This is a genomic window from Sphingobacterium sp. xlx-130 (assembly GCF_011007405.1).
Lineage (GTDB): Bacteria > Bacteroidota > Bacteroidia > Sphingobacteriales > Sphingobacteriaceae > Sphingobacterium > Sphingobacterium luzhongxinii.
Window position 1 is genome coordinate 508,984 of record NZ_WFKN01000003.1, and the last position, 26,978, is coordinate 535,961.

General features: G+C 38.7%; 26 protein-coding genes, 1 other RNA gene and 1 riboswitch. Of the genes, 17 read left to right on the top strand and 10 right to left on the bottom strand.

What is annotated here, in order from left to right; translation table 11 throughout:
• Positions 1-185: 185 nt before the first annotated feature.
• The 4 genes from G7B18_RS05510 (at position 186) to G7B18_RS05525 (ending at position 7,236) form a co-directional block, all read left to right on the top strand.
• Positions 186-1,406: a C40 family peptidase gene (locus tag G7B18_RS05510; RefSeq protein ID WP_164122176.1), complete on the top strand. Its 1,221-nt coding sequence runs from the start codon at positions 186-188 to the stop codon at positions 1,404-1,406.
• A 23-nt stretch (positions 1,407-1,429) separates the two neighbouring features.
• On the top strand, positions 1,430-2,485 hold the full coding sequence (locus tag G7B18_RS05515) for a dipeptide epimerase (protein WP_164112713.1): 1,056 nt from the start codon (positions 1,430-1,432) through the stop codon (positions 2,483-2,485).
• 85 nt (positions 2,486-2,570) lie between these two features.
• A complete protein-coding gene (locus G7B18_RS05520) occupies positions 2,571-5,789 on the top strand; it encodes a SusC/RagA family TonB-linked outer membrane protein (RefSeq protein WP_164112712.1) in 3,219 nt (1,072 codons plus the stop codon).
• A gap of 10 nt (positions 5,790-5,799) precedes the next feature.
• Positions 5,800-7,236 (top strand): SusD/RagB family nutrient-binding outer membrane lipoprotein, encoded by a 1,437-nt coding sequence (locus tag G7B18_RS05525; protein WP_205600265.1) that lies wholly within the window; start codon positions 5,800-5,802, stop codon positions 7,234-7,236.
• Positions 7,237-7,281: 45 nt separating this feature from the next.
• Here G7B18_RS05525 and G7B18_RS05530 read toward each other — a convergent pair whose 3' ends face one another.
• The 3 genes from G7B18_RS05530 to G7B18_RS05540 form a co-directional block, all read right to left on the bottom strand.
• Positions 7,282-8,070, bottom strand: a complete 789-nt coding sequence (locus tag G7B18_RS05530) for an SDR family oxidoreductase (protein WP_164112711.1) — start codon at positions 8,068-8,070, stop codon at positions 7,282-7,284.
• A gap of 9 nt (positions 8,071-8,079) precedes the next feature.
• Entirely contained in the window at positions 8,080-9,951 is a 1,872-nt protein-coding gene (locus G7B18_RS05535) for an Nramp family divalent metal transporter (protein ID WP_164112710.1), read from the bottom strand.
• 75 nt (positions 9,952-10,026) lie between these two features.
• The gene (locus G7B18_RS05540) at positions 10,027-10,419 is read right to left on the bottom strand and encodes a hypothetical protein (protein ID WP_164112709.1); all 393 of its coding nucleotides are present in this window, start codon (positions 10,417-10,419) and stop codon (positions 10,027-10,029) included.
• Between the two features lie 200 nt (positions 10,420-10,619).
• Here G7B18_RS05540 and G7B18_RS05545 point away from each other — a divergent pair, with 200 nt between their 5' ends.
• Positions 10,620-11,000, top strand: a complete 381-nt coding sequence (locus G7B18_RS05545) for a hypothetical protein (RefSeq protein WP_164112708.1) — start codon at positions 10,620-10,622, stop codon at positions 10,998-11,000.
• A gap of 71 nt (positions 11,001-11,071) precedes the next feature.
• Positions 11,072-11,410, top strand: coding sequence for a hypothetical protein (locus tag G7B18_RS05550; RefSeq protein WP_240452775.1), 339 nt, complete (start codon positions 11,072-11,074; stop codon positions 11,408-11,410).
• Between the two features lie 59 nt (positions 11,411-11,469).
• On the opposite strand, the gene carA is transcribed toward G7B18_RS05550, so the two are convergent.
• The 5 genes from carA to G7B18_RS05575 all read right to left on the bottom strand — a co-directional run bounded on the left by carA (position 11,470) and on the right by G7B18_RS05575 (position 15,355).
• A complete protein-coding gene (gene carA / locus G7B18_RS05555) occupies positions 11,470-12,570 on the bottom strand; it encodes a glutamine-hydrolyzing carbamoyl-phosphate synthase small subunit (RefSeq protein ID WP_164112707.1) in 1,101 nt (366 codons plus the stop codon).
• 268 nt (positions 12,571-12,838) lie between these two features.
• Complete coding sequence (locus G7B18_RS05560) at positions 12,839-13,042, bottom strand: YwbE family protein (RefSeq protein WP_079642089.1); 204 nt, start codon at positions 13,040-13,042, stop codon at positions 12,839-12,841.
• A 27-nt stretch (positions 13,043-13,069) separates the two neighbouring features.
• The gene (locus G7B18_RS05565) at positions 13,070-13,648 is read right to left on the bottom strand and encodes a hypothetical protein (protein WP_164112706.1); all 579 of its coding nucleotides are present in this window, start codon (positions 13,646-13,648) and stop codon (positions 13,070-13,072) included.
• A 49-nt stretch (positions 13,649-13,697) separates the two neighbouring features.
• Positions 13,698-14,708 carry a DNA polymerase III subunit delta gene (gene holA / locus G7B18_RS05570; protein WP_164112705.1) on the bottom strand — a complete coding sequence of 337 codons (1,011 nt, stop codon included), beginning with the start codon at positions 14,706-14,708 and terminating at the stop codon, positions 13,698-13,700.
• 446 nt (positions 14,709-15,154) lie between these two features.
• Positions 15,155-15,355 (bottom strand): hypothetical protein, encoded by a 201-nt coding sequence (locus G7B18_RS05575; RefSeq protein ID WP_164112704.1) that lies wholly within the window; start codon positions 15,353-15,355, stop codon positions 15,155-15,157.
• Between the two features lie 34 nt (positions 15,356-15,389).
• Here G7B18_RS05575 and G7B18_RS05580 point away from each other — a divergent pair, with 34 nt between their 5' ends.
• The 6 genes from G7B18_RS05580 to G7B18_RS05605 all read left to right on the top strand — a co-directional run bounded on the left by G7B18_RS05580 (position 15,390) and on the right by G7B18_RS05605 (position 21,759).
• Positions 15,390-15,851: a type I restriction enzyme HsdR N-terminal domain-containing protein gene (locus G7B18_RS05580; RefSeq protein WP_164112703.1), complete on the top strand. Its 462-nt coding sequence runs from the start codon at positions 15,390-15,392 to the stop codon at positions 15,849-15,851.
• A 70-nt stretch (positions 15,852-15,921) separates the two neighbouring features.
• Positions 15,922-16,620 (top strand): ATP-dependent Clp endopeptidase proteolytic subunit ClpP, encoded by a 699-nt coding sequence (gene clpP, locus G7B18_RS05585; RefSeq protein ID WP_164112702.1) that lies wholly within the window; start codon positions 15,922-15,924, stop codon positions 16,618-16,620.
• On the top strand, positions 16,621-17,868 hold the full coding sequence (gene clpX, locus G7B18_RS05590) for an ATP-dependent Clp protease ATP-binding subunit ClpX (RefSeq protein WP_164112701.1): 1,248 nt from the start codon (positions 16,621-16,623) through the stop codon (positions 17,866-17,868). It begins immediately after the preceding gene.
• A gap of 58 nt (positions 17,869-17,926) precedes the next feature.
• Positions 17,927-18,742 (top strand): AMP nucleosidase, encoded by an 816-nt coding sequence (locus G7B18_RS05595; protein ID WP_164112700.1) that lies wholly within the window; start codon positions 17,927-17,929, stop codon positions 18,740-18,742.
• A 126-nt stretch (positions 18,743-18,868) separates the two neighbouring features.
• Positions 18,869-18,983: riboswitch (SAM riboswitch) on the top strand.
• A 243-nt stretch (positions 18,984-19,226) separates the two neighbouring features.
• Positions 19,227-20,534 (top strand): O-acetylhomoserine aminocarboxypropyltransferase/cysteine synthase family protein, encoded by a 1,308-nt coding sequence (locus tag G7B18_RS05600; RefSeq protein ID WP_164122177.1) that lies wholly within the window; start codon positions 19,227-19,229, stop codon positions 20,532-20,534.
• 43 nt (positions 20,535-20,577) lie between these two features.
• Positions 20,578-21,759: a homoserine dehydrogenase gene (locus G7B18_RS05605; RefSeq protein ID WP_164112698.1), complete on the top strand. Its 1,182-nt coding sequence runs from the start codon at positions 20,578-20,580 to the stop codon at positions 21,757-21,759.
• Between the two features lie 392 nt (positions 21,760-22,151).
• On the opposite strand, the gene G7B18_RS05610 is transcribed toward G7B18_RS05605, so the two are convergent.
• The gene (locus G7B18_RS05610; RefSeq protein ID WP_164112697.1) at positions 22,152-23,516 is read right to left on the bottom strand and encodes a sigma-54-dependent transcriptional regulator; all 1,365 of its coding nucleotides are present in this window, start codon (positions 23,514-23,516) and stop codon (positions 22,152-22,154) included.
• A gap of 173 nt (positions 23,517-23,689) precedes the next feature.
• Positions 23,690-24,075, bottom strand: an RNA gene (rnpB, locus tag G7B18_RS05615) — RNase P RNA component class A.
• A 133-nt stretch (positions 24,076-24,208) separates the two neighbouring features.
• Between rnpB and G7B18_RS05620 the strand changes: the two genes are divergently transcribed.
• From G7B18_RS05620 to G7B18_RS05640, 5 genes are read left to right on the top strand one after another with little or no spacing between them, the layout of a single operon-like run.
• The gene (locus G7B18_RS05620; protein ID WP_164112696.1) at positions 24,209-24,580 is read left to right on the top strand and encodes a MauE/DoxX family redox-associated membrane protein; all 372 of its coding nucleotides are present in this window, start codon (positions 24,209-24,211) and stop codon (positions 24,578-24,580) included.
• Positions 24,581-24,591: 11 nt separating this feature from the next.
• On the top strand, positions 24,592-25,092 hold the full coding sequence (locus G7B18_RS05625) for an SRPBCC domain-containing protein (protein ID WP_164112695.1): 501 nt from the start codon (positions 24,592-24,594) through the stop codon (positions 25,090-25,092).
• Between the two features lie 7 nt (positions 25,093-25,099).
• Positions 25,100-25,549: a VOC family protein gene (locus G7B18_RS05630; RefSeq protein ID WP_164112694.1), complete on the top strand. Its 450-nt coding sequence runs from the start codon at positions 25,100-25,102 to the stop codon at positions 25,547-25,549.
• Positions 25,546-26,370 (top strand): VOC family protein, encoded by an 825-nt coding sequence (locus G7B18_RS05635; protein WP_164112693.1) that lies wholly within the window; start codon positions 25,546-25,548, stop codon positions 26,368-26,370. Before G7B18_RS05630 ends, G7B18_RS05635 begins: the two co-directional genes overlap by 4 nt.
• A 54-nt stretch (positions 26,371-26,424) precedes the next feature.
• Entirely contained in the window at positions 26,425-26,943 is a 519-nt protein-coding gene (locus G7B18_RS05640) for an SRPBCC family protein (protein ID WP_164112692.1), read from the top strand.
• The last annotated feature ends 35 nt before the right edge of the window (positions 26,944-26,978 follow it).

The following is a 26,978-nucleotide window of genomic DNA, read 5'->3' on the forward strand; positions in this document are numbered from 1 at the left end:
CCACTACCAACTATTGACTTCACACAGCCCAATTATAGTTTTATTCCTGTTTTTCGATTTTAATCAAACTGTCAATAAAAAACCGCAAAAACATTTAATTAATACACTAAAAATTGCATTTCTTTGCATTTTTGTTGTAAATTAGACGTTGATTAAAGAGGCCTTCCACTATTGAGATTATGATTATGACAAAAAAAATCGCATACTTTTGTTTTCCTATATTAACTGTATTTTCATCGCTTGAAATCGCTGCTCAAGTTGATTCTACTACATACAAAATTGTTGTTGCTTCCATAGAAGCGGGAAAGTCAAAGTTTGCTCCAGATAAAAGAACGAAGTTAATCGAATTGACCACCGCAGACCTCCAAAAAAATTCATTTGTAGTACAAACAACCGAAGTCAACGCGGTTCCTTTTTTGGAAGAAAAGTTACGAAATAGTGGGGCGCAAATAAAAATACAACTCTATCCCGATACTTCGGTAGGGACAAAGTCGACAGGGATTATAAACTTATCGGTAGCTAATCTACGTACAAAACCAGGGCACGCCTCTGAAATGGCTTCTCAAGCTCTTTTAGGGACACAGGTAGATATTCTACAACGATCCAAAGGAGAATATAGAGTACGTACACCTGAAGGTTATATCTCCTGGGTCCCCACCTCTTCGGTAGTAGCTATGTCATCCCCTGAATTACAAAAGTGGAAGGCACAGAGAAAAATCATATACATCAGTGACTTTGGGAAATCTTTATCAAAACCAGATCCTAAAAGTGTACGCGTATCAGACTTAGTATATGGTAATATTCTGGCATTGCAAAAAGAAACCACTCAGTATTACGAGATAGCCTATCCCGACGGACGAATTGGATACGTACCTAAAAGCGAAGCTACCGATCTAAATACCTGGATAAAGTCTAGAAGCCTTACCGCCGACAACGTATTAAGTAGTGCCCAAAGCATGCTGGGACTTCCCTATCTTTGGGGAGGGACATCTGTCAAAGGAGTAGATTGCAGCGGTTTCACAAAAACCGCTTTCTTTATGAATGGCTATGTAATACCACGAGACGCTTCCCAACAAGTATTAGTGGGTGATCCAGTCGACATTCTAGACCAAGAGGGGCATTTTGATCCTTCCAAAGCATTAAAGAATCTAAAACCCGCCGACTTGCTGTTCTTTGCTGCCGGAAAGGCCAAAAGCCCCAATGCTCGTGTCACACACGTAGCACTATATATCGGCAATGGCGAATTTATTCATTCCGCAGGGACGGTACGCATCAATTCTATACTGAAAGATGCAAACAATTACGATGACTTCCAAACGAGGACTGTGGTTGCTGCCAAACGTTACGTAGGATCAAACGATAAAGCAATCGAACGCGTGCAGGACAATTCATTTTATAAAAAATAATTATTTAGCACAATCATAACACCATGAACACCACAGATTGGCAAACAAAGAAAATGGGGAAATTCACGTTGCGCTTTAGGCCTTATACCTTAGAAATGCGTCACGTTTTTACAGTTGCATCATTTAGTAGAACGACTACTCCCGTGGTATTGACCGAAATAGAATACGACGGCATCATTGGATATGGCGAAGCAAGTATGCCTCCCTATTTGGGCGAGTCACAGGAAAGTGTTTGCACTTTTTTACGAAAAGTAGATTTATCAGCTTTTTCATCACCGTTCGAGACAGAAGAGATCCTTTCTTATGTAGATCTCTTGGAAGAGAAAAATACAGCAGCCAAGGCATCTATTGATATCGCATTGCACGATTTATTGGGAAAAATAATGCAACAGCCCTTTTACAAGATATGGGGATTAAACCCCAATCGAATCCCCCCTACCTCATACACTATTGGTATCGATAGTGAGGAGATGATTCGTAAAAAAGTAAAAGAAGCGGAACAATTTAAGATATTAAAAGTGAAATTGGGTCTCGATACGGATAAGATGATTATTGACACCATCCGTTCGGTCACCGATGTACCCTTATGTGCCGATGTAAACCAGGGTTGGAAAAATAAAGAAGAAGCATTGGAAATGGCTTACTGGCTTAATGAAAGGAATGTAGTATTTTTAGAGCAACCTATGCCGAAAGAAATGCTAGATGAGAATGCCTGGCTTACCGCCCACTCCCCCATTCCAACCATTGCAGATGAGGGTTGTCAACGGCTGATCGATATACCGAAACTGCAAGGCGTGTATACAGGAATAAACATCAAATTGATGAAATGCACAGGAATGCGTGAAGCAAAACGGATGGCCGAACTAGCACGTGCCTTGGACTTGAAAGTCATGCTGGGGTGCATGACCGAGACCTCTTGTGCAATATCCGCTGCAGCACAGCTTGCACCACTAATCGACTGGGCAGATTTGGATGGAGCATTATTAATCGGTAATGATATCTATAGTGGAATGATAGTACAAGATGGTCAGTGTATACTGCCTGATCGTCCGGGGATAGGGGTATTGAAAAACGCCTAACACCAGAACCAAAAAAATCTCCGACCGTTAAGTCGGTCGGAGTAACCATACAAACTTAATAATTATAAACTAATAAGCCTTATTCATGAAAATTCATCTACTCACCACACTATGTGTGATGGCTAGCGCCGGTTTACAGGTTGTAAATGCGCAGCAGGTTTCAGTAGCTGGGAAAGTGACCGATCAAAATGGCACTCCACTTTCAGGAGTGACAATCACGGTCAAAGGGACCTCTACTGCAACTTCAACAAACTCCAGCGGTCTATTCTCTTTGAATACAGACCAAAATTCAACATTATTAATTTCTGCTGTTGGATACAGCCCGCAGGAAATAGAGGTAAGAGGCAGAAAGACGATAAGAATAACACTGCTATCAGGAGAAGAGGATATAGAAGAAGTTGTTGTAACAGCTCTAGGGATCCAAAGATCTCAAAAATCGTTAGGTTACTCTACCCAGAAAATTGGAGGAGATGATTTGACTTTCACAAAGGAAACTAACGTTTTAGGATCTCTAGCGGGAAAGGTCGCCGGTGCTCAGGTAACTGGTTCTTCGGGAGCAAATTTAGGAGGAACTCAAAAAATAAAATTAAGGGGGATTAATTCAGTGACAGGAGGGGGGCAACCCTTAATGGTAATTGATGGAACCCCCATCTCCAACTCAAATTTCAGTTCAAGTAATGGAAATGGAGTCGACCTAGGAAACGTAGGACAAGATATCAACCCAGAAGACATCGAAAACATCAACATACTAAAAGGCCCCACAGCGTCGGCGCTCTATGGTATCCGTGGGCAGTATGGAGTTATTATGATAACTACAAAAAAAGGCAAGAAAGGCCCTAAATCAGTAGCAATAGATCTTAGCTCTGCAACTTCATTCGAACGGGTTGGCAATTTTATGCCCCTACAAAACACATATGGAGTGGGCAATAACCAGAACTTTTTGAAATTGGCTTCAGGAGAATTCTACGTAAATGGTAATGATGAATCTTGGGGGCCAAAAATGGATGGAACACCTGTCCGAATGTTTTATAGCTTTTATCCTCAGGATCCAGATTATGGAAAGGCTAGCCCATTCGTACCACAACCTGACAATATCAAAGATTTCTTCAATACAGGGATAAATACCAATAACGGAATTACGATAAGTGGAGGGGCAGAAAACAGTGCTATTCGTTTTTCTTATAATAACGCATATATCAAAGGTACTTACCCTAATACATGGCTCAAAAGAAACAACTTTGCTGTTAATGGATCACTGGACATAACAGAAAAACTGACCGCATCTGCTAATATCAATTATGCCAACAACAAAGGACAACGCCCTACACAAGGTTATCAAGGATCCTTTACGGGGGCGACACAATGGTTTCAAAGAAATATAGACATCAACCGATTACGGAATTATAAGTATGCTGATGGTACCATTCTAAACTGGAATGTGAATCCAAATACAACTTCAGAATTAATAGTCAATAACACACCGTCAGACTGGAATAATCCATTTTTTGACGCCTATGAAAATCTAAACAATGATTCTAGAGATCGATTTTTTGGAGATGTTGGAGTAACCTACAAGATTTTTTCAGAACTTAAGGTCTCAGGTTTCATAAGAAGAGATCAATTTACACAAAACATCAGCAGAAGACTCGCTATCGGAGGACGATCAGAAAGTGCCGATGGTACTTTCAAATCAAATCAAGGATATAGTGTGGGCAAATACCAAAACGAAGAAAGCAATTATGAATTTCTTGCTCAATATGATAAAGTATGGGGAGACTTATCCCTCAATACCAACCTTGGTGGAAATATTTATATACGTAATTATGACTACCTCAGCCAACGTACACAAGGAGGACTGAGTTCAATTGGTTTCTATAACATCGAAGCCTCAATAGATAGGCCTGCTGTCGCCTCATACAAACTAAAGGAACAAACACGATCCGCATATATAATGACTTCTTTAGGCTACAAAGAAACCTACTTTATTGACGGATCTTTCAGAAGAGATATTTCTTCAGCATTGCCAAAAGACAACAATGCCTACAACTATTCCTCTGTATCTGGTTCTTTTGTATTCAGTAATTTGATAGAATCTTCAATCTTAAGTTTTGGTAAACTAAGAAGTTCATACGCTGTAGCAGGAGCTTCTGTCCCACCATATTCTACTATTTTAAATTACGAAATTGGATCCGTGTACACGAGTTCGAATGGACCGATAAATACACTTTATGTACCTGATGTTTTAAATAACCCTAGTTTGAAACCATCATTTGCGAATTCCTTTGAAATTGGTACAGATTTAAAATTCTTCAACAATAGATTAGGATTAGATTTCACTTATTACATGCAAAGAAACAAAGATCAAGTTATTGGACTCTCTTCTCCTGTAGCGACTGGATTCACTCAATTTAGGGTGAATGCAGGCGATATAGAAAATAACGGTATTGAGTTGTCACTGACAGCAACCCCAGTTCAAACTAGTAACTTTACTTGGAACACAACACTTAACGGGGCAAGAAACAACAGTATTATTCACGAACTGATAACAGGAATTGATTCCTATCAACTGGACAACAACACCTACTCAAGTCAAACAGTATATCTATATGCTAATAAAGGAGAAGCATTTGGTTCATTAGTAGGACCTGGATACAAAAGAGATGAGGCGACTGGAAAAATATTGCTAGACAACGCGAACTTACCGATTCAAGAGTTAAATAAGAATTTTGGTTCGGTTGTTCCAAAATTCACCGGTGGATTTATTAATAGTTTCAGATATAAAAACTTTGACTTGAATACCATGATAGACTTCCAATCGGGAGGAAAATTCTTTAGTTGGTCAAAAATGTTAGCAGTAAAGTCCGGTCAGGCTGAAGAAACTGCAGTTCTAAATAGCAAAGGTAAAAATGTCCGTGATCCTTTAGTTGATGGTGGAGGTTATGAAATCAACGGGATATCACAATCATCAGGACAAGAGGTAAACGCATTTATTGATGCAAGAACCTATTTTAGAAATCAGATTGGTACTAGAATTTATGAAGAGTGGGTATTCGATGCTTCGTATATCAAATTACGGGAAGTTAGTTTAGGCTATACATTCACTGATAATCAATTAGGCAGAACTCCTTTAAAATCAATACGAATTTCTGCTATAGCCCGAAATCCTTGGATGATTTGGCAAAAAGCGCCAAAAGGTCTTGATCCATCAGAGTTGTCTTCAGGTAGTGCGAACATCAGCTGGATAGAAAAAGGAGAATTACAGACCGTACGCTCCTATGGTTTTAATTTAAGTGTTAAGTTTTAAATAGAAAGTCATGAAAAAGCATAATATAATGAAGTATCTATGGATTGCTATCAGTCCAATGTTAATTATCTCCTGTACAAAGTTTGACGATTCATATTATGAGGATCCGAATAGACCAAGTAAAGCTTCCGGAACACAACTTATAGCTAATTCACAGCTCTATCTATCCAATGTGAGCTCAAGCGCATATGGTGTACATTACCCCCAATATCTTAGTCTAACAACTTTCACTGACAATTCAAGATTTATAGCAACTAACTTTAATTTTTCTACCTGGTATGCTGGTCCACTGATGAATCTTGAAGCAGTACTCCAAAGTGAGAAAGAGTTAAATGCCAATGAAGGACCTGTTGTCAATCAGATTGCCGTCGCAAAAACATTAAAGGCTTTCTTCATGTGGCACGTTACAGACCGATGGGGAGATGTCCCTATGAATGAAGCACTTAAAGGAATAGGGTTATCTAATCCAAAATATGATAAACAGGAAGAAATTTATAATAGCATATTCAAACTATTAGATGAAGCAAACAATAATATTGTTTTAACGAATGGAAATATCAAAAATGATATTGTTTACAAAGGTGATATTGCAAAATGGAAAAAATTAGGTAACTCTATCCATATGTTAATGGCATTACGCCTTTCTAAAGTAAATCCTGAAAAAGGAAAAGCGGAGTTTGTAAAAGCAATGGATGCTGGCATCTTAACTTCCAACAGTGATAACTTATCCTATCCTCACCTAGCAGAATCAGCTCATGAAAATTTCTGGTATAACTCGTTTACTGTCCTAAAAAGAAACTGGTATGCTTTAAGCAAAACTTTGGTTGATCATATGTTACCATATAACGACCCTCGTCTACCTGTTTTCGGCGATAAAAATAACACTGGAGGATATGCAGGCTTAGAGTTTGGTAAACTAGTCCCCAATCCTGATGTTGATATACCAAAAATATCACTTTTTGGCAGTTCAATTAGAAAGCAAGATTCACCTGTTCATCTAGTGACATATGCACAACTATTATTCGCTAAAGCAGAAGCTGCAAAGTTGGGATGGATAAGTGGGGGGGATAGTCAGGCAAAATCTTTTTATGAAGAAGCTATTAAACAATCTATCGCACAATGGACTGGTTCTACAACAGATGTAGCAACATATTTAACCAATATAGATATTGCATATAATGCAAATAAGGCAATTGAACAAATTGCTACACAACGTTGGATTCACTTATTCCCTTACGGATACGAAGGCTGGGCAGAATGGAGAAGAACAGGATACCCTAACTTAACAGTTGCAGCTGATATCAATGGTGGTCAAATGCCTCGTCGAGAAGGTTACCCAACACAAGAAGCATCAAATAACAAGACAAATTATGAGGCAGCTGTAAAGGCTTTCCCATACGGAGGAACTGATGGTTTAAACACTAGAGTGTGGTGGGATAAGCCATAACAATTTATAAAGGGACGATGTAATGTATCGTCCCTTTACTCTTTTCTAAAATATTGTCTTTGCAATCCCTCCATCCAAAGGAATAGCCGTTCCTGTAAGAAATGCCGCATACTCGGAAGCTAAAAATGCCGCTAAATACCCATACTCGCTCGGATCCCCCAATCGATGCATGGGTACCGATGCAATACGTTGTTGACGGATCTCGTCTACACTAACTCCCCTGCTTTGAGCCTGAGACTCCATCAAACTATTAAGACGATCCGTATCAAAATATCCCGTTAAGATAGAATTGACAGTAATACCTTCCGCTGCGACAGCATTCGACAAGCTTTTGCTCCAAGATACAAGAGCCGTACGCATCGTATTTGATAGAACAAGAGCATCTTGAGGCTCTTTAACTGTCATCGATGACACGTTAATAATCCGCCCAAAACCCTGACTTTTCATATAGGGCAATGCTAGTTGGCTAGTTAATACCGCATTTTGGAACAGCAAATCAAAAGCTTGCTGATAGTCAAACTCGTCTTTCGACAACACATCTCCGGCCTGCGGACCGTTGGTATTATTCACCAAGATATCTACCTTATGATTTGAAAAATAATCTTTCAAATTATCCCTATGCCTTTTCGGATCATTAAAATCGGTATGTAGATAGCCATGTTGTTGTCCAAAACTTACGTCCAACTCTTTCAACACCATCTCAAGTTTATCTACTGAGCGAGCCATTAAAGTCACCTCAGCACCACATTTTGCAAGCTCTATTGCAATGGCCTTTCCAATTCCTGAAGAACTCCCGCCTACCAGAGCCTTTTTCCCTATTAGTTTTATTTCCATAATTATCTCCTATTGCGCTATTAAAACCGGAATTTTAACGGTGTGACGTAATTTGTTTACCGTTTCTCCAAAAATAAGATCTTTAAAGCCGTTATGCCCATGTGACCCAACAATTAAAAGGTCAATATCCAATTTCTCAACTAAACCTTTAATGGCTTTAACCCTATTGCTATAGCCCAGTTCATATGATGCATTAAATCCGAATCCACGGAGCAGCTCTACATATTTACGGATATGCTCTTTGTCGTGCACAGATTCATAATCTCCCGTATCTTCACCGGAATAATTAACCGAGGCACTTTCTACGACATGTGTTAAGACAAATATAACATCATCTTTGTTGAAAGACAGCGCTTGGTTAATAACTGCTTCATCCGATTTAGAGAAGTCTAACGCCAAAAGTATTCTTTTTATTTGATTCGTCCGTCCAAACTCCAGCTCTTCAAAGGCAGAATGCAAGTCCAATGTCGCGGGCTTACCAACATTAGTATACGGATAAAAAATGGTAACCAGCAGTAAAGCCAACACCCCAAGACTGCCCGTTAACAACAAAATAGTAATCCAAAAATTTTGATATAAAGCAATCCACCCGGAAACTTCCTCATACACTAATTTGAAATTTAGAATCGAAATCACAACAGCAACAGTCCAAGATAATACCTTTACAGAAGGAGTGATGACAAATGCTCCCATTGTTTTTTTGTCGCTCACAAAGTGTATCAAGGGAATGATAGCGAATGCCAACTGCATACTCAACAAGACCTGTGAAAAAATCAACATCTGCCCGACATAACCTTCCCCAAAATGAAGTATCACCAAAATAGCCGGAACGACAGCCAATAATCGAGTAATAAGCCTGCGCAGTAAGGGGCTAATCCGCAACCTTAAATATCCTTCCATAACGATTTGCCCCGCCAATGTTCCCGTTACCGTAGAGCTTTGTCCCGCTAAAATCAATGCTATGGCAAATAATTTGGGCGCCCATTCCGTACCCAGTATATTTCCAAGTAAATGGTAAGCATCACCTAATTCGGCAACTTCATGCATTCCATTTTTGTAAAAAACAGATGCTGATAAAATCAGAATAGCAGCATTGACGAAAAAGGCCAAATTCAACGCTACTGCACTATCTAAAAAATTGTACTTAATAGCCTTCTTAATAGACGTAAAGTTTTTCTCTATTTTCCTGGTCTGCACTAAAGCGCTGTGTAGATAAAGATTGTGCGGCATCACTGTTGCCCCAATAATCCCAATAGCTAAATACAACCTTGCTCCATTGGGTATAGAGGGTATTAAACCTTTCGCCACCTCCTCCAAATCTGGTTTTGCTAAGAACATCTCCACAACAAAACAAGCGCCTATCAATGCAATAGTCCCTACAATAAACAATTCTAGCTTCCGCATGCCTAACTTTTGTAAATAAAGAAGTAAGAATGTATCCGCGAAACTAATTATAACTCCCCAAATAAGATCAATGCCAAAAAGTAAATTTAATCCGATAGCCATACCCAAAACCTCAGCCAGGTCGCAGGCTGCAATCGCTATCTCGGCAAGTAGGTACAAGAAAAAATTGGTTCGTTTAGGATATAGCTCTCTATTACATTGTGCTAAATCTTTTCCACGCACAATTCCCAATCGAGCGCAAAGACTCTGAAGTAGCAATGCAATCAAATTGCTTAACAGAAGCACCCATAGTAACGCATAGCCGAATGCACTACCACCAGCTAAGTCTGTCGCCCAATTTCCCGGATCCATATAACCAACCGATATCAAATAAGCTGGACCGAAGAAACTGAGTAAACGTTTTATCCTTGAACGCCCCTGATAAACGTGCACACTTTCGTGAACGTCTTCAAGTGATTTATGACGGTTAAATGACATAAAATGAGATTGCTTTACTAACCTCAACCAAAAATAGATCTATTTGTAAACAATGTAAAGATGTAACAAAAGCTTTTATCGAGGATACCCCTCCTCATCCAGATCATCTCTGAAATCTTCTTCATCTTTAGCTAAATCCCGATCTAGCTTAGAAACTTTCAGATTTTTCTTATTGGTAATCCGCATTCCCGAATTTTCAAGATCCTCTTGTTTTAAATCGTCTAAATCTGAATATTCCGAACCGACGAAAGGATTAGAAACATCATAGGTAGAAGCATCATCCTCCGCCCCCCTACTCAGTGTATCGTAGTCTGCAGGATGATCCCAATCGGGGTCATTATCCTCCACATCAAATCGATAACTTCCTTTTTCTTCGTCAAAAGCCAAATCGTTCACTTCTAACGCTTCTTTCTCATTTTCGTCAGAATCAAAATCCTCTTCTGGATCGACATAATGGTTGATCAACATGATATCCTCCTTTTCTTGTAGTTCCTCACGGCATAATAATCCGTATAATCTATATACAATTATGTTTATAAAATAGTTTTAACACTTCTGAATAATACGAATCCGACAGACTTCAAAATCTAAATCAAGATTTTTTAGCCTTTGAAATACAATCTGAATATCTTATATTTACTTAACCACTTTTATAAACACGAGCAGTTATGCAGACGAAAACAGAATTTTTGATCTGGGATAAAATAGTTAATAGTGCAAAAAAGCGTTTTGATTACGAGCTTTATGCCAATCGATTCAAAGGTCTAGACCCCGATATTTTTGATAAATTAATATTACATATCATCGTAGGTTTTGCTAGTGGCGAGTGTCATGAATCTATCTCAACAAATCTACACAATGAGCTTCAGCACATTGGTTTTGAAACTAGAGATGAAATAATAGATACGATTATCCAGGACAAACACATCGTATTCAGCTGTGAGATATATGCGGCCTATTTAACATTTTCCATGCTTGAAGATGGCGAAAGTGAAATTGAGATTTTAGGCTATGTTACCGACCTGTTAGAAAGTCCCCGGGTATATTAAACACGAAAATAAAAAAATCATAGTTACCATTCGTATATTCGTTTTAATTTCGGTTAACGAACAATAACATAATGATCAATTACATCTATTTTGCCTCGTTTTGGGCCTGTCAAATCATATCCAGTATCCTATTTAAGTGGGGCGGAATCAATCCAAAATATCATTGGCATGCATTGATTATTGGAAATATTATACTTCTTTCTGCAAGTTGGTTTTTGGTACAGTTATTCAAAAATGTGTCACAACCGATCGTAATTGCTTTATGCTCGGGCGGGACGTTTATCACTGTTCAACTTGCCATGGCTTTATATTTCAAAACCGCTATTTCCTGGATGCAGATTTTAGGCATTTTCGTCATCGTAGCAGGAATGATCATGATCACATTTGGCGATAAGAATCAAGTTTTTTAAGGCTAATAGTTTTATTAAATAGAAAGAGCTCAGTTAATCATCTGAGCTCTTTCTATTTATTATCCTTTTATCATGCTGATAAAGTCATCAAATAAATACCGGGAATCGTGTGGGCCAGGAGAAGACTCAGGGTGATATTGTACCGAGAAAGCATTCTTGCCTTTAACACGTATACCTTCTATCGAGTTATCATTCAAATTGATGTGAGTCACTTCAATATTTTCCGAATTTTCAATATCTTCCCTTACAACACCAAATCCGTGATTTTGTGATGTAATCTCACATTTATCCGCAATGATATTTTTTACCGGATGATTGATACCGCGATGACCGTTAAACATTTTTTGTGTACGGATACCATGTGCCAAAGCCAAAATCTGGTGTCCTAAACAGATTCCGAACATAGGCTTTTCTGCCGCCAAAATCTGTTGAACAGTAGTAATCGCATAATCCATCGCAGAAGGATCACCGGGGCCATTAGAAATAAAATAACCGTCCGCTCCCCAAGCTTCCATCTCTGCAAACGTAGTTTTAGCAGGAAATACTTTAGCATACACCTGTCTCGCATCAAAATTGCGCAAGATGTTTTTCTTAATTCCCAAATCCAATACAGCTATACGGGTGCTAGCTGTCTCATCACCATAGAAGTAAGGCTCTTTGGTCGTCACCGAAGACGATAATTCTAACCCATCCATAGAAGGCACTTTGGCCAACGCTGCTTTTAAAGAGTCTGCGTCAAGATTTTCGGACGATATAATAGCGTTCATGGCTCCTTTGTCACGAATATGACGCACCAATGAACGCGTATCAATATCCGAAATACCAACTAAGTTCTGCTCTTCAAAATAAGACTGAATCGACTCATCAGCCATTTTACGGCTATAGTTAATATTATAATTTTTACAAACCAGTCCTGCAATCTGAATTTTATCAGACTCGGCGTCATCTTCATCAATACCATAATTACCAATATGAGCATTGGTAGTCACCATAATCTGTCCAAAATAAGACGGATCGGTAAATATTTCCTGGTATCCCGTAGTGCCGGTATTGAAACAAATTTCTCCAGTAGTTGTTCCAATCTTTCCGGCTGCCTTACCGTGAAAAACTGTTCCATCTTCTAAAACTAAAATTGCGGGTAATTTACTGTAGCTGGTCATTTTTTATATTAAAAATACTAAATAATTTCAAACTGAGAATAAGGAATATATACCTTCTTCACTGTGGGTGACACTTCCTTATGGAAATCAAAGATCAATTTTTGGACATAAAAAAAGCCCAAATGGGCTATACGTATCAATCTCGTGATATTTCAATGTAAACATTGAACAAATTGTCTTTGGAAATCAAATCAGAAACATCAATTTTCACGAGGGACAAAGGTAGAAAGAAAAGTAACAAGTAAAAAATAAAAATAAAAAAATATCGCTAATCCTCCTCCAATATTTCCTGTACCCTACCAATCTGCCCATCATCCAACCGTACTTTGATACCACGGTGATGAACCGGAGCCGAAGTTAATAGATCTTTCACAATACCCTCCGTCAGAATACCTGTTCGTTGGTCTTTCTTTAACACGATATTAACTAACATCCCTGGCTTAATATCTGCTCTCGTTTTTCCGTTCTTCATATTCGTAAAGTTAAAAGTTTAAATGGACTACTTCAGCATTATACCCACTGACAGATTAAAATGTTGATGCTGAAAATCCTTTCTAAAAATGTTCTTCGTCAGTTGCTGATAGCCGTAACTGGCTGAAACCGTCCAATCGGTTCTACCCGGAGCTTCATGCAGATAGAAAAAACCTCCTTTGAATAAGAACCCATTATCATATTGTGGGCTCAGTCGAGGTGCATATCCGCCGTTAATCAGTAGACCTATTCTGGCGCTAGCTCCTATCTCGCCGAAAGGCAATCTACCATCAATAAATATGGGGAATAGATTCTGATCATAATTATATTTCTTTTGATCATCCTGATGTGGGTCATTCGTTCTGTAATTACCTTTTAACCGTTCGTTTCCCAAACCAAGCCCAAGGTAGGCTCTGTCGTCAAAGTTCTTTCCAAAGATAAAATGTAAGGAATAACCATTAAAGGCTCCTTTATAACCTTCGTTGGCAAAGCCCAAATTGCCCCCTCCTTGAATTACAGTATAGAATGACTGCGCACGAAGCCCCGTGTAACAAATGAAACCTAAAAAGAAAAGAAAAAGTTTTTCCATATGTGTATAATTATTCATGATCCATCAGTTTATGGATCTAGTTATCTCTTATCCGATGGGAAACGTTTTAACTGAGAATCTTGAATACCATCTCCCGCATCAACTCACCATCGTTGATGTTGGGGCCTGCATTTACCCCTTTAGACTTCAAATCATATTCCCGTAAAACAGCTAGTACATCAAATAGTTTACGACGATTAAAGTTACGCGCTGCTGCGTCGTATTCTTTCGTAAAAAAAGGATGCACACCGAGTTCCTTAGCCACCACAGCCGAGGATTTATCCGGTAAATAATGATACTTCAATAACTTCGTGAAATATCCAGCAACAGCACCTATTACAACAACAAAGGGATTCGATTTAGGGTTTGATGCAAAATAATCGACTATCTGAACAGCCTTCATTAATTCGCGCTTGCCCAAAGCAGAATTCAACTCAAAAACATTAAAATCTTTACTGATACCGATATTTTGTTCTATGTCCTGAACCGATATTTCCCGATCCTTGGGTACATTAAGTACAAGCTTCTGTACTTCATTAGCAATCTTCGATAGGTCCGTCCCCAAATAATCTGCCATTAAAGCTGCCGCCTGAGGATGTATCCTTTGCCCATTACGTTGCAATTCTTCCAAAATCCAAGGGGCAACTTTATTATCATAAAGCTTCTCGGATTCAAAGACAATACCCTTTTTTTCTATTGATTTATATAGCTTCGTACGCTTATCAAATTTGCCATGCTTAAAAGCGAAGACCAAAATAGTTGTGGGAGTAGGCTGATCTATATACTTTGTTAAGAATGCGTCATCCCCTTTCCATTTCAGTCCCTGTGCTTCCTTAATAATAATTACCTGATAATCGCTCATCATCGGATAGCGCTTAGCAGCACTCACTATCGTAGAGAAGTCGGTATCTTTACCATAAAGAATAGTTTGGTCAAAGCCCTTCTGTCCTTCATTGAGAACATTATTTTCGACACTATCTGTAATTAGATCTATGTAGTATGACTCTTCGCCATGCAATAAATACAGCGGTTTGAACTTACGTTGCTTTATATCGCTTAAGATGGATTGTGCACTCATGACCTTGCGAAAATACACATTCTACAGGAATATATAGGAAGTTGCTAAAATATTGATGTCTTTTAAAGAAGGTTTGAATTATCTTTTGTCCTTGCCAGAACAGAGCCTTCATTATTTTTCATTGTGTTTGTTTTTTAAAGGCATTCAAGAGCATCTTTGAAGGTTTGCTTGTTAAAAAAACGAAGCAAAAAACTGACCGTAGGGAGCTCATGGACACCAAAATCAACAAAAGTCCATAAATCAAGGCTTTGTAGCCTATGTTCATCACAGTACGTAAAGCTATCATGGCAATTTCCTCGGTCTCCAAACATTTGCTCCCCTAGACTGAAACCGAGCTTGTGAACTCACCGAAGGTAAATCCTTATCTACTGCAAGATGTACTGCTGTACTATGATAACTTTACGGCTTTTGACTCCATATGCTACAAGGTCGCTTTCTCAAAAATTTTATACCTTGTTCGCAGCTTCTTTCACTTTGGAAAATGTCACCTTGGCGGGTTGCCAATTGAAGGGATAGGAAGGCTTTGTGGCAAGCCGGTATAGTGACGCGCTTTTGCCTCCTTTTGGCAAGACAAAAGGAGAAGCCAGTCGCGGCTTGAGCGACAAGAACAAACGTTCTTTAAAATTAACCACTGTCCACCCCTCCATTTTGTTATACAGCCAAAATTCCGTAAATTTGCGTATGTTTAAGCCAGTACCATTAAACTTACCTCCTTTTCCTTTAAAGCTGACCCGTATTCAAAACAAAGTTTATGTATTTGATATCCTCAGAAAGAAAAATTTGGTACTCACACCAGAGGAATGGGTAAGGCAACATTGGGTACATTTTTTACATCTTCACAAAAAGTATCCCAAATCATTGATGCAAATAGAAGGGGGCCTGCTCATAAATGAGTTGCAAAAAAGAAGCGACCTTGTCATATTTAATAACAAAGGAGAAAAAATCTTACTCGCTGAGTTTAAAGCACCAGGAGTCAAGATCTCACAAAGTACTTTTGAACAGATTGGGAATTACAACAGCAAACACAAAATCCCGCTTTTATTAGTTAGCAACGGCTTGCAGCACTATTTTTGTAAAGTTAATTTTGAAAACAGTACCATAGATTTTATTTCAGATCTACCAATTTACAATAAGGAGACATAAATATTATTTGTATTTAAGAAAATACAATTTATATTAGTCTAATAATTTATAAAAGTAAAATCACCAAAAAATGAATATAGATAAAAACGAATTCAGAAAATATGCCATCAAACACCACCGCATTGGCTCTCAACATGTTGACGGATTTATTTCCCGTATAGAGACTCAAACACCAACCAATTTGACGCCTTACATCGTTGAGGAACGGCAGTTAAATGTAGCGCAGATGGACGTATTCTCCAGATTAATGATGGATCGTATCATTTTCTTAGGAGATGGGGTCAATGATCAAGTTGCCAACATCATTCAGGCGCAACTACTATTCCTACAATCCACTGATGCACAAAGAGATATACAAATATACATCAACTCTCCAGGAGGTAGTGTATATGCGGGATTAGGGATCTATGATACCATGCAGTATATCTCTCCAGATGTAGCGACTATTTGTACAGGTATGGCTGCTTCTATGGGAGCAGTTTTATTGGTCGCTGGAGCAAAAGGGAAACGCGCCGCATTAAAACACTCGCGTGTCATGATTCACCAGCCTTCTGGGGGAGCTCAGGGAGTAGCAGCAGATATGGAAATCAATTTGCGCGAAATGTTAAAGCTTAAGGAAGAGTTGTACACCATTATCGCGGAACATTCAGGTCAATCCTACGAATGGGTTGAGAAATCATCTGACCGTGACTACTGGATGAGGGCAGCAGAAGCGAAGGAATTTGGAATGATTGATGAGGTCTTAGCACCTAGAAAAGAAAGTAAATAAATGAGTAAGAACAATAAAGATATCCACTGTTCTTTCTGCGGGATCAGCAAAAACGAAGCATTGATGCTGATCGCCGGAGATGGAGCGCATATCTGTGATCGCTGTGTGACCCAAGCAGGCGAAATTTTAGCGGAAGAATTAAATCAGCGAAAAAATAAATCGCTACAAACCACGCTAAAGTTAATCCGTCCTTTAGAAATCAAACAGCATTTAGACCAGTATGTAATTGGACAAGATGATGCTAAAAAAGTTATTTCTGTAGCCGTATACAACCATTACAAAAGATTGAATCAAAAATCGAGTTCAGATGAAACTGAAATCGAGAAATCTAACTTAATCATAGTTGGAGAAACAGGTACAGGCAAAACTTTATTAGCAAAAACCGTCGCTAAAATTCTTAATGTACCTTTCTCCATAGTCGATGCCACTGTACTAACGGAAGCCGGATACGTGGGGGAAGATGTGGAAAGTATACTTACCCGTCTACTACAGTCTGCGGACTACGATGTAGCTTCCGCTGAAAGAGGAATCATCTATATTGACGAGATTGATAAGATCGCTCGTAAAAGCGATAATCCTTCGATCACAAGAGATGTATCTGGCGAGGGTGTACAACAAGCATTACTTAAAATTTTAGAAGGAACGAATGTAAACGTACCTCCCCAAGGTGGCCGAAAACATCCCGATCAAAAAATGATAACGGTAAATACGAGTAACATTTTATTCATCTGTGGTGGAGCTTTTGACGGTATACAAAAGAAGATTGCCAACCGCCTAAGAACACAGACCGTAGGTTATAAAATGATAGAAGAAGAGGAAGATATCGACCTTAATAATCTGTATAAATATATAACACCTCAAGACCTAAAAAGCTTTGGCCTAATTCCGGAGCTGATAGGCCGACTACCGGTATTAACGCATTTGAATCCGCTTGATAAAGAAACTTTATTAAGTATCCTCACAGAACCTAAAAATGCGTTGATAAAACAATACGTCAAGTTATTTGAGTACGAGGGAATAGAACTCAAATTTGACAAGGAGGTTTATAATTTTATCGTTGACAAAGCTTGGGACTTTAAGCTAGGCGCTAGAGGTCTACGAAGTATATGTGAGGCAATCATGCTCGATGCGATGTTCGAGATACCGACAAGCAAAGAAGAAAGTGAGGACACCACGCTACATATAACGCTCGATTATGCAAAGAAAAAATTTGCTAAATCAGATATCAAGAAATTGAAAGTAGCCTAATACAACGATCCCTCACCCATTCGGTGGGGGATTATTTTTTAATTAAAAACCACGGAACATGAAAAAAACTAAATCTGTAGAGACTCCAATAACACCTGGACTCAAATCAAAAGAAGATATTGTTTCAAATTGGTTGCCCCGTTACACAGGCAAACCTTTAGAAGAGTTTGGCGAATATATCCTCTTGACAAATTTCTCTAAATATGTTAAGATGTTCTCTGCTATGCATGAAGATGCCCCTGTTTACGGCGAAGACAAGGCCATGCAAGCATGCACCGCCAACGGGATAACCATCATCAACTTTGGCATGGGAAGCCCTATGGCTGCCACAGTAATGGATCTGTTATCGTCAATTAAACCCAAAGCTGTCCTATTTCTAGGAAAAACAGGTGGATTAAAAAAGAAAATTGCTGTGGGCGAATTAATACTGCCAATTGCTGCTATTCGGGGAGAAGGAACTTCAAATGATTATTTTCCACCAGAAGTGCCTTCCCTACCCGCATTCGCACTGCAAAAAGCAATATCCACTACAATTCGGGATCATGCCAGAGACTATTGGACAGGAACGGTTTATACTACAAATAGGCGGGTATGGGAGCACGATAAAGCTTTTAAAAAATACTTAAAGACTATACGTGTCATGGCCGTAGATATGGAGACCGCGACCATTTTCAGCGTGGGTTTTGCAAACAAAATCCCTACAGGAGCACTCTTACTCGTTTCGGATCAACCAATGATTCCAGAAGGCGTTAAAACAATTGAAAGCGATCTATCGGTTACCGCAAAGTTTGTCGAAACCCACTTAACTATTGGTATCGCCGCATTAAAGCAACTTATAAACAATGGACTAACAGTCAAGCACCTGAAGTTTTAAGGGCTTGACTACAACAGTTCGCAGAAACTTGTCCTATTTTTTTTGTTATTTAAAAGTTTGTATTATATTTGCTCTGCACTATCGATAGATAGTGTATCTAATCAACACCTTTCTAGTATAGGTCTTGGTTTATAAAGAAGCGGCGAGAGACTGGCTCAATGACCCGCTGGCAACCTTCAAAAAAGATTTGAAAAGGTGCCAATTCCTGTCCAAAGAAATAAATCTTTGGAGCATATAAATGAAAAAAGACGATGACATTAAATTTCACAAGACAATTAGCAATTGTTGCGAATAGTAAACCTACTCGCAAAATCTCCTTTTATACAACCAATATCAGTTGTATCTCTACCCGAATGCGCTAGTCGTCAGTATCTATTGCAGTCCCGAATAATAAGGTGATATGCAATTGACACTATAAATGACGACCAAAAACCAAATTTCTTTCGCATTTCCACATAATATCTTACAGCAAAAAAAAATAAAAATGGCTAATAATAAAAGTTTAAATTTCGAAACATTACAGGTGCATGCAGGACAAGAAGTAGATCCTACGACAGGATCCCGCGCGTTACCTATCTACCAAACCTCATCTTTTGTATTTGAAAATGCAGAACATGGAGCAAACCTATTTGCGTTGAAGCAGTTTGGAAATATTTACACCCGTATTATGAATCCTACGACCGACGTTTTCGAAAAAAGGATCGCAGCATTAGAAGGTGGTGTAGCAGCAGTAGCAGTAGCCTCAGGTCAAGCAGCGCAATTTATTGCACTAACAAATATTTTAGAAAGTGGAGAGAACTTCGTATCTAGCGCAAATCTTTATGGGGGTACCTATAACCAATTCAAAGTATCCTTCAAAAGACTGGGCATTGAGGCTAGGTTTGCAGCTAATACCGATGCCGAAAACATAGAAAAGTTAATAGACGATAAAACAAAAGCGATATACGTTGAGACAATTGGTAATCCGAGCTACAACATTCCTGATTTCGAAAAAATTGCTGCTGTAGCACGCAAATACGACTTGCCATTAATTGTAGACAATACTTTTGGAGCTGGTGGATATTTATTCAAACCACTTGAACATGGTGCCAACGTAGTCGTTGAATCAGCAACAAAATGGATCGGTGGACATGGTACAAGTATAGGAGGTGTGATCATCGATGGAGGTAACTATAACTGGGGGAATGGAAAATTCAAACAATTCTCCGAGCCATCTGAAGGATATCATGGTCTAGTATTCTCCGATGTATTCGGTGTAGACGGCCCCTTTGGAAACATCCAATTCGCGATTAGAGCCCGTGTAGAAGGACTGAGAGATTTCGGCCCGGCATTATCCCCTTTCAACTCATTTTTACTTGTGCAAGGATTAGAAACGTTATCCCTGCGTGTACAGCGTCATGTTGACAACACACAGGAAATAGCGCAATGGCTAGAAGCACACCCACAAGTAGAAGAAGTGAGCTATCCAGGGCTAAAAAGTCACCCTCATCACCTACTGGCTCAAAAGTATCTTAAAAATGGATATGGCGCTGTTCTCTCCTTCACCATAAAGGGTGGTGCACAGAAAGCAGATGAGTTTATAGACTCTTTAGAACTGATCAGTCACTTAGCAAATGTTGGTGATGCGAAGACATTAATTATACACCCTTCTGCGACAACGCACCAACAATTAAGTGCTGAAGCACAAAAGGCAGCAGGAGTTTACCCTGGATCACTACGCTTATCTGTAGGAATCGAGCATATTGACGATATAAAGGCAGATCTACAGCAAGCCTTTGACAAGATAAAATAACAAAAGAAATAGTAAAACTTAAATCACAGTATAAAAAAGGGAAATGAGTAAAAAGCTTACAATTGGTATGTTTGGGTTTGGTGTTGTAGGACAAGGGTTGTACGACATCATCAAAACCAAAAATCTCAATTTAGAAATCAAAAAGTTCGTTATCAAAAACGCTCAGAAAGAGCGAAGCTTACCTGCTGAACTCTTTTCGACGGATGCTAGCGCTATATTGGATGATCCCGAAATCAATACCGTAGTCGAATTGATCGATGATGCCGATGCTGCATTTGAAATCACAAAAAAAGCACTATCAACCGGTAAGAATGTAGTGTCCGCAAACAAAAAGATGATCGCTACCCATCTACAGGAACTTACAACATTGCAACAAAAGCACGGCACATCGTTATTATACGAAGGTGCAGTCTGTGGCAGTATTCCAATCATTAGAAACCTAGAGGAATACTACGACAATGAGTTGCTACATTCGGTAAGTGGTATCTTTAACGGTTCATCTAACTATATCTTATCCAAGATATTCAACGAAAACCAGAGTTACGATACAGCACTGAAAAAAGCACAAGAGTTAGGCTTTGCTGAAACCGACCCTACTTTAGATGTTGGAGGTTATGATCCAAAGTTCAAATTAGCAATCGTAGCATCGCATGCATACGGCTTATTTGTAGACCCAAACAAGATACTTAACTTAGGAATAGACAAGCTTAGCACAGCTGATATTCGATACGCTAAAGAGAAGAACTTCAAAATTAAACTTATCCCTCTAGCAAAAGAAGTAAGTAACAGCGAAGTGGTATTGTATGTAATTCCAAAGTTCGTCTCTAAGGATAGCATGTTATTCAATGTAGAGAATGAGAACAACGGGGTATTAGTAAAAGCTGCATTCGCAGATGAACAGTTCTTCTACGGCAAAGGCGCTGGAGGTCACCCTACAGGATCTGCTGTGCTTTCGGATATCACGGCACTTAGATACGACTATCGTTATGAATATAAAAAACACCTGAATGCACAAGAACTAGCGTATTCTACCAATTTTGATATCAAAGTATATTTCCGTTACGAGGATGAAAATGTTTTGGAAAACATAGCTTTCAAAAATATTTCTGAGCGGTTTTATGGAGAGGATTACAAATACGTGATCGGACACATCAATCTACAGGAGATCATTAACAAAAGAGAACTAATTAACCAATCGGGGTATTTCTTAGCGGAGATATCTTAACATATTAGCCCCTAAAATTATGAAGAAGGTGTCCCGATCAGGACACCTTCTTGTGTTTTAATAGACCTTCAAAAAAGACGCTAACTACCAAAAAAAGGAATTACTCAGATGTTAAAAAACTTTAAATCAATTGCTTTAACCAACAATATTGAGTATATTTAAAGGTTAACGATTTATATTAGTATTATGAGAAAATGGCATAGTGTGTTTTTCCTGATGTTGCTTTCTAATATGGGGTGGGCCCAGTCAGGAATTGATTCAGATCAACAATCACCTATAGTATTTATTATTATAGGAATTGTACTACTTATTATAGTAGTATTTATGTTATTTAATAAACAAAAACGAAAGTATAATGATTAAAAAAAGGGCTAATGCCCTTTTTTTAATCATTATACAATATTATATTTCCTTACTCGTTCACGAAGCCCATCTTCAGAAATACCCAAAAGCTTAGCTGTTCGCCCCGTATCACCACCATTTTTATTTAGCTTATATACCAAAAATTTCTCTTCCGCGAAAGTTAAAAAGTCTTCTAGATTATTCATTCTATCCAAATCGATCATAGCTGATCCTCCACCCAATCCATGATGCGTAGATATAGAAGGATTTGCAAAAGATCTAACTTCCTTTTCGGTTATCTTACGATCACTCAAAATAATAAGACGCTCTACCATGTTGCGTAATTCCCGAATGTTACCCGTCCACGGAAGCGCTTGTAGTGCTTTCATTGCTTCAGAAGTTATCTCTTTAGTCGGTATATTGTAGTCCGCACAGATCTCCTCACAAAAAGCCGTTGCTAAAGTAGGGATATCATCCTTACGATCTGCCAAAGAAGGCACATGGATTAGAATAACACTAAGCCTATGGTACAAGTCCATCCTGAAATTACCCGCATCGATTTCTTTTAAAAGATCCTTGTTTGTAGCAGCCACAACACGAACATCCACGGAGATCTCCTTTTCCCCGCCTACACGGGTTATTTTATTCTCCTGAAGAGCACGTAATACTTTTGCTTGGGCAGACAGGCTCATATCTCCAATCTCATCCAAAAACAACGTACCTCCACTAGCTTGCTCAAACTTACCTATACGTTGCTTCACAGCAGACGTAAATGACCCTTTTTCATGGCCAAACAATTCGGATTCGATCAGTTCGGACGGTATAGCCGCACAATTTACCTCGACAAGTGCAGATGAAGCCCTATTGGATTTCTCATGCAACCATCGAGCGACCAACTCCTTCCCTGAACCATTGGCGCCTGTGATTAGTACCCTCGCTTCTGTAGGAGCAACCTTCTCAATACTCTCCTTGATGAGTGAAATGCCCTCAGAATTTCCCAATATCTCCTTTGTTTTAGAAACTTTACGCTTAAGAACCTTTGTCTCTTTTACCAAAGACCCTTTTTCAAGAGCATTACGCACAGTAATCAATAAACGATTTAAGTCTAGCGGCTTTTCCAGAAAGTCATATGCCCCTTTTCGAGCCGCTTCAACAGCAGTCTCTATCGTACCGTGCCCAGAGATCATAATAAATGGCGTATCTGAAAATTCCTTAGCAGCAGTCAGAACCTCCATCCCATCCATTTTATTCATCTTGATATCACAGAGTGTGAGATCTATCTTTTCCTTTTTAAGAAGCTCTAAACCATCTATACCATTGTCTACATCAAAAACTTTATAATCCTCATACTCCAAAATATCACGCAAAGAACTACGGATAGGACGTTCATCATCAATTATTAAAACTGTAGCCATATTCACATTTAAATTAATGTCGAGCAAAATAAGAAAAAACTTTCAGGATTCCAATGAATCTCAAGCGGTCAGAAAAGTTCGTTACAGCACGTAAAGCGAACGCATTAATGTTAAATAAACCAAAAACAAATCCATAAAAATTTAGCCCCCTGAAGAGAACTATAAAAAGAGAAAAAGAAGCAAACCTTGTAAGCCGGGTTCTGTATCCCAATGTATTGGGATCTCTATCATTTATCTAGCCCCAAGATCACTCTTGGGGTCCATCAACCTACCCATTGCAGGTCCCGACAAGTCGAGAGAAAACGAGCAGCCTTCGATTCCTGCAACCTATTTGGTTTTTCAACACACGAGGTTTACCGTAATGCATGTCGCCATACAATACCGTGAGCTCTTACCTCACGTTTTCACCCTTACCCCGAAAATCGTGGCGGTATATTTTCTGTGGCACTTTCTGTACCCAATAAATTGGGTCCTTCCCGTTAGGAAGCGTGTTGCTCTTTGTTGCCCGGACTTTCCTCTCTTCCGATAATATCGAAACAGCGATAGAACCAGTTTGCTTCTCCTGCAAAAGTAGCATATTTTTAGTGACAAATATTTTAAAAAATTGTAAAACTTATCTTATGCTAAGTTGTTTTCTTTATCTCACTGATAACTTTAAGAAATAATTATCAGATTATAAACAGAAGAAGACCATGAAAATCGTAAAATTTATTATTTGCTTACTATTTGGCCTACTCTTTATAAATGCAGGGCTCAATAAATTTTTTATGTATATTCCTGTCCCGGAAATGCCAGAGGAACTTCGAAAAGTAAATGAAGCATTTGGCACCATCAAATGGTTGATGCCTCTAATTGCGACAATAGAAATTATCGCAGGTCTATTATTCATTATCCCTAAGACCAGAAACTTAGCCGCAATAATGATCTTCCCCATCATAATTGGAATATTACTACACCATTTCTTTTATGCCCAAGAAGGACTTCCAATGGCAATAATAATCTTTTTGATTAATATGTGGGTGATAATCGAAGGGAGAGAAAAATACAAAAATCTTCTTAACTAAAACCAAATACCATGAGCAATACCCTATTCGATATTGATAGAAATAAACATACAATCACTGTAATTTCTAAATATCAGGCATCCTTAGAGCTCCTTTGGGCAGCGTGGACGCAATCCGCGATGTTGGATAACTGGTGGGCTCCGCAGCCCTGGAAAGTAGAAACTAAAGAAATGAATTTTGTTCAAGATGGCAGATGGTTATATGCGATGGTCTCTCCCGAAGGGGAGAAAATATGGAGTTTAATCGAATATATAGAAATATCTCCACTTCAATATTTTATTGGAATAGATGCATTCTGTGACGAAAACGGTGCGAAAAATTACAGTCAGCATCCAGGAAGTAAATGGCACACCTCATTCGAACAAGGCAACAGAGAAACAACAGTTACCAACCTCATCAGCTTCGATTCTACTAAAGCAATGGACGATATGCTCGATATGGGCTTCCAAGAAGGCTTTCAGAGCGGATTGGACAATTTAGAAAAATACCTTTCTAATCAAACTAACAAATAAATACAACATGGCAAAGATTCATGCTTACTTAAATTTTAACGGCAATTGCGAGCAAGCATTTGCTTTTTACAGAACAATCTTTAACACGGATGGTGTAGGCACTTATCGATTTGGTGATATGCCTGCTGATCCCAACTTCCCTCTCGCAGAAGAAGACAAAAACAAAATAATGCATACCGCGCTAATGATTAATGCAGACAGTATGCTCATGGGATCCGATTGTATAGAACAGTTTGGCCATAAAGCCGTTCCAGGCACTAATACATATATCATGCTAGATGTAGAATCACCTCAAGAAGCTAAAAAACTATATGACGCATTGATTGTCAATGCCCAACATATAGAGATGCCTTTAGGAGAACAATTTTTCGCAGAATTGTATGCTTCTTTTACCGATCAATTTGGAATCTCTTGGATGATTCATTACGAAGGTAAAAATAAAATGAGTCAGTCATGAAAGACAAAGCTCAAATATCAATTGCCCTATGGTTTGACAAAGAGGCCAAGGAAGCAATGCATTTTTATGCATCAGCTTTCCCAAACAGCCAAGTCAATCATAGTGACACAGTAGTAACCACTGCAACACTATCGGGAGTTAAATTTACAGGAATAAACGGAGGGACGGCCTTTAGACCTAATCCCGCTATTTCTTTTATGGTCACTTTAGAGACAAAAGAAGAAATAGATACGATATGGAAAAAATTATTACCCGGAGGTAAGATACTGATGGCACTGGACAAATATCCATGGAGTGATTATTACGGTTGGCTAGAGGACAGATATGGTGTTAGTTGGCAGCTTTATTTGGGCAATTTAAAGGACGTAATCGGACAGCAGATAGTCCCGACCTTACTATTTACACAAGAGCAAAATGGCAAATGCGAAGAAGCGGTAGAATTCTATCAGTCGGTATTCCCGACATTTCATAAGTTTGGAATCCTGAGACACCAAGACGGAGAGCTATCTGGTAAGGTACAACATACTCAATTCTCGGCAAATAACTTCCTGTTAATGGCAATGGATGGAGGGTTGGCACACAACTTTGCTTTCAATGAAGGTGTATCTCTTGTTGTACACTGCGACAATCAAGAAGATATCGATTATTATTGGAATGCGTTTACGCACCAAGGAAAAGAAAGTATGTGTGGTTGGTGCAAAGATCCATATGGAGTAAGCTGGCAGGTTATCCCAAAAGGGATAGAAAAAATGTTACAAAACCCAAAAGCTACAACAGCGCTTTTGAAAATGAAAAAAATAATAATTAACGAATTAAAATAATTTCAAACCAAACTCCCAGTATAGTATATAGGGAGAAAACAAAACTATTGACGTATGAAGTTTTTTAAGTATTTTCTATTAACAATACTCGGTCTGATAGCTATCATTCTGATCGTTGCAGCCATAATGCCTAAGGATTTTCACGCTGGTAGTGAAATCGTCATTAACAAGCCTCAGCAAGAGGTCTTCGATTATGTAAAGCAAATAAAAAATCAAGGTAATTACGACAACTGGTCCAAACAAGACCCTCAAATACAAAAAGAATATACAGGTACCGATGCCACAGTAGGTTTTACTTATAATTGGAAAAGCAAAAAGGTTGGTGATGGGAAACAAGTAATAACCAAAATAGACGATGGAAAACGTGTAGAAATGGATTTATTTTTTAATGGTTCAGACCAAGCGAACAAGTCCTTTATTCAAGTTGACTCTATCGCTCCAAACCAAAGTCAAGTCAAATGGGCTATAGACGGAAAGATGCCTTATCCTTTTAATCTGATGACGCTATGCTATGATATGAATAAGGATTTTGACGAAGGATTAAAAAATCTAAAGGTAATCCTTGAGAAATAAACCGCACATTGCCCCCTACTTAAAAGAAGACATTT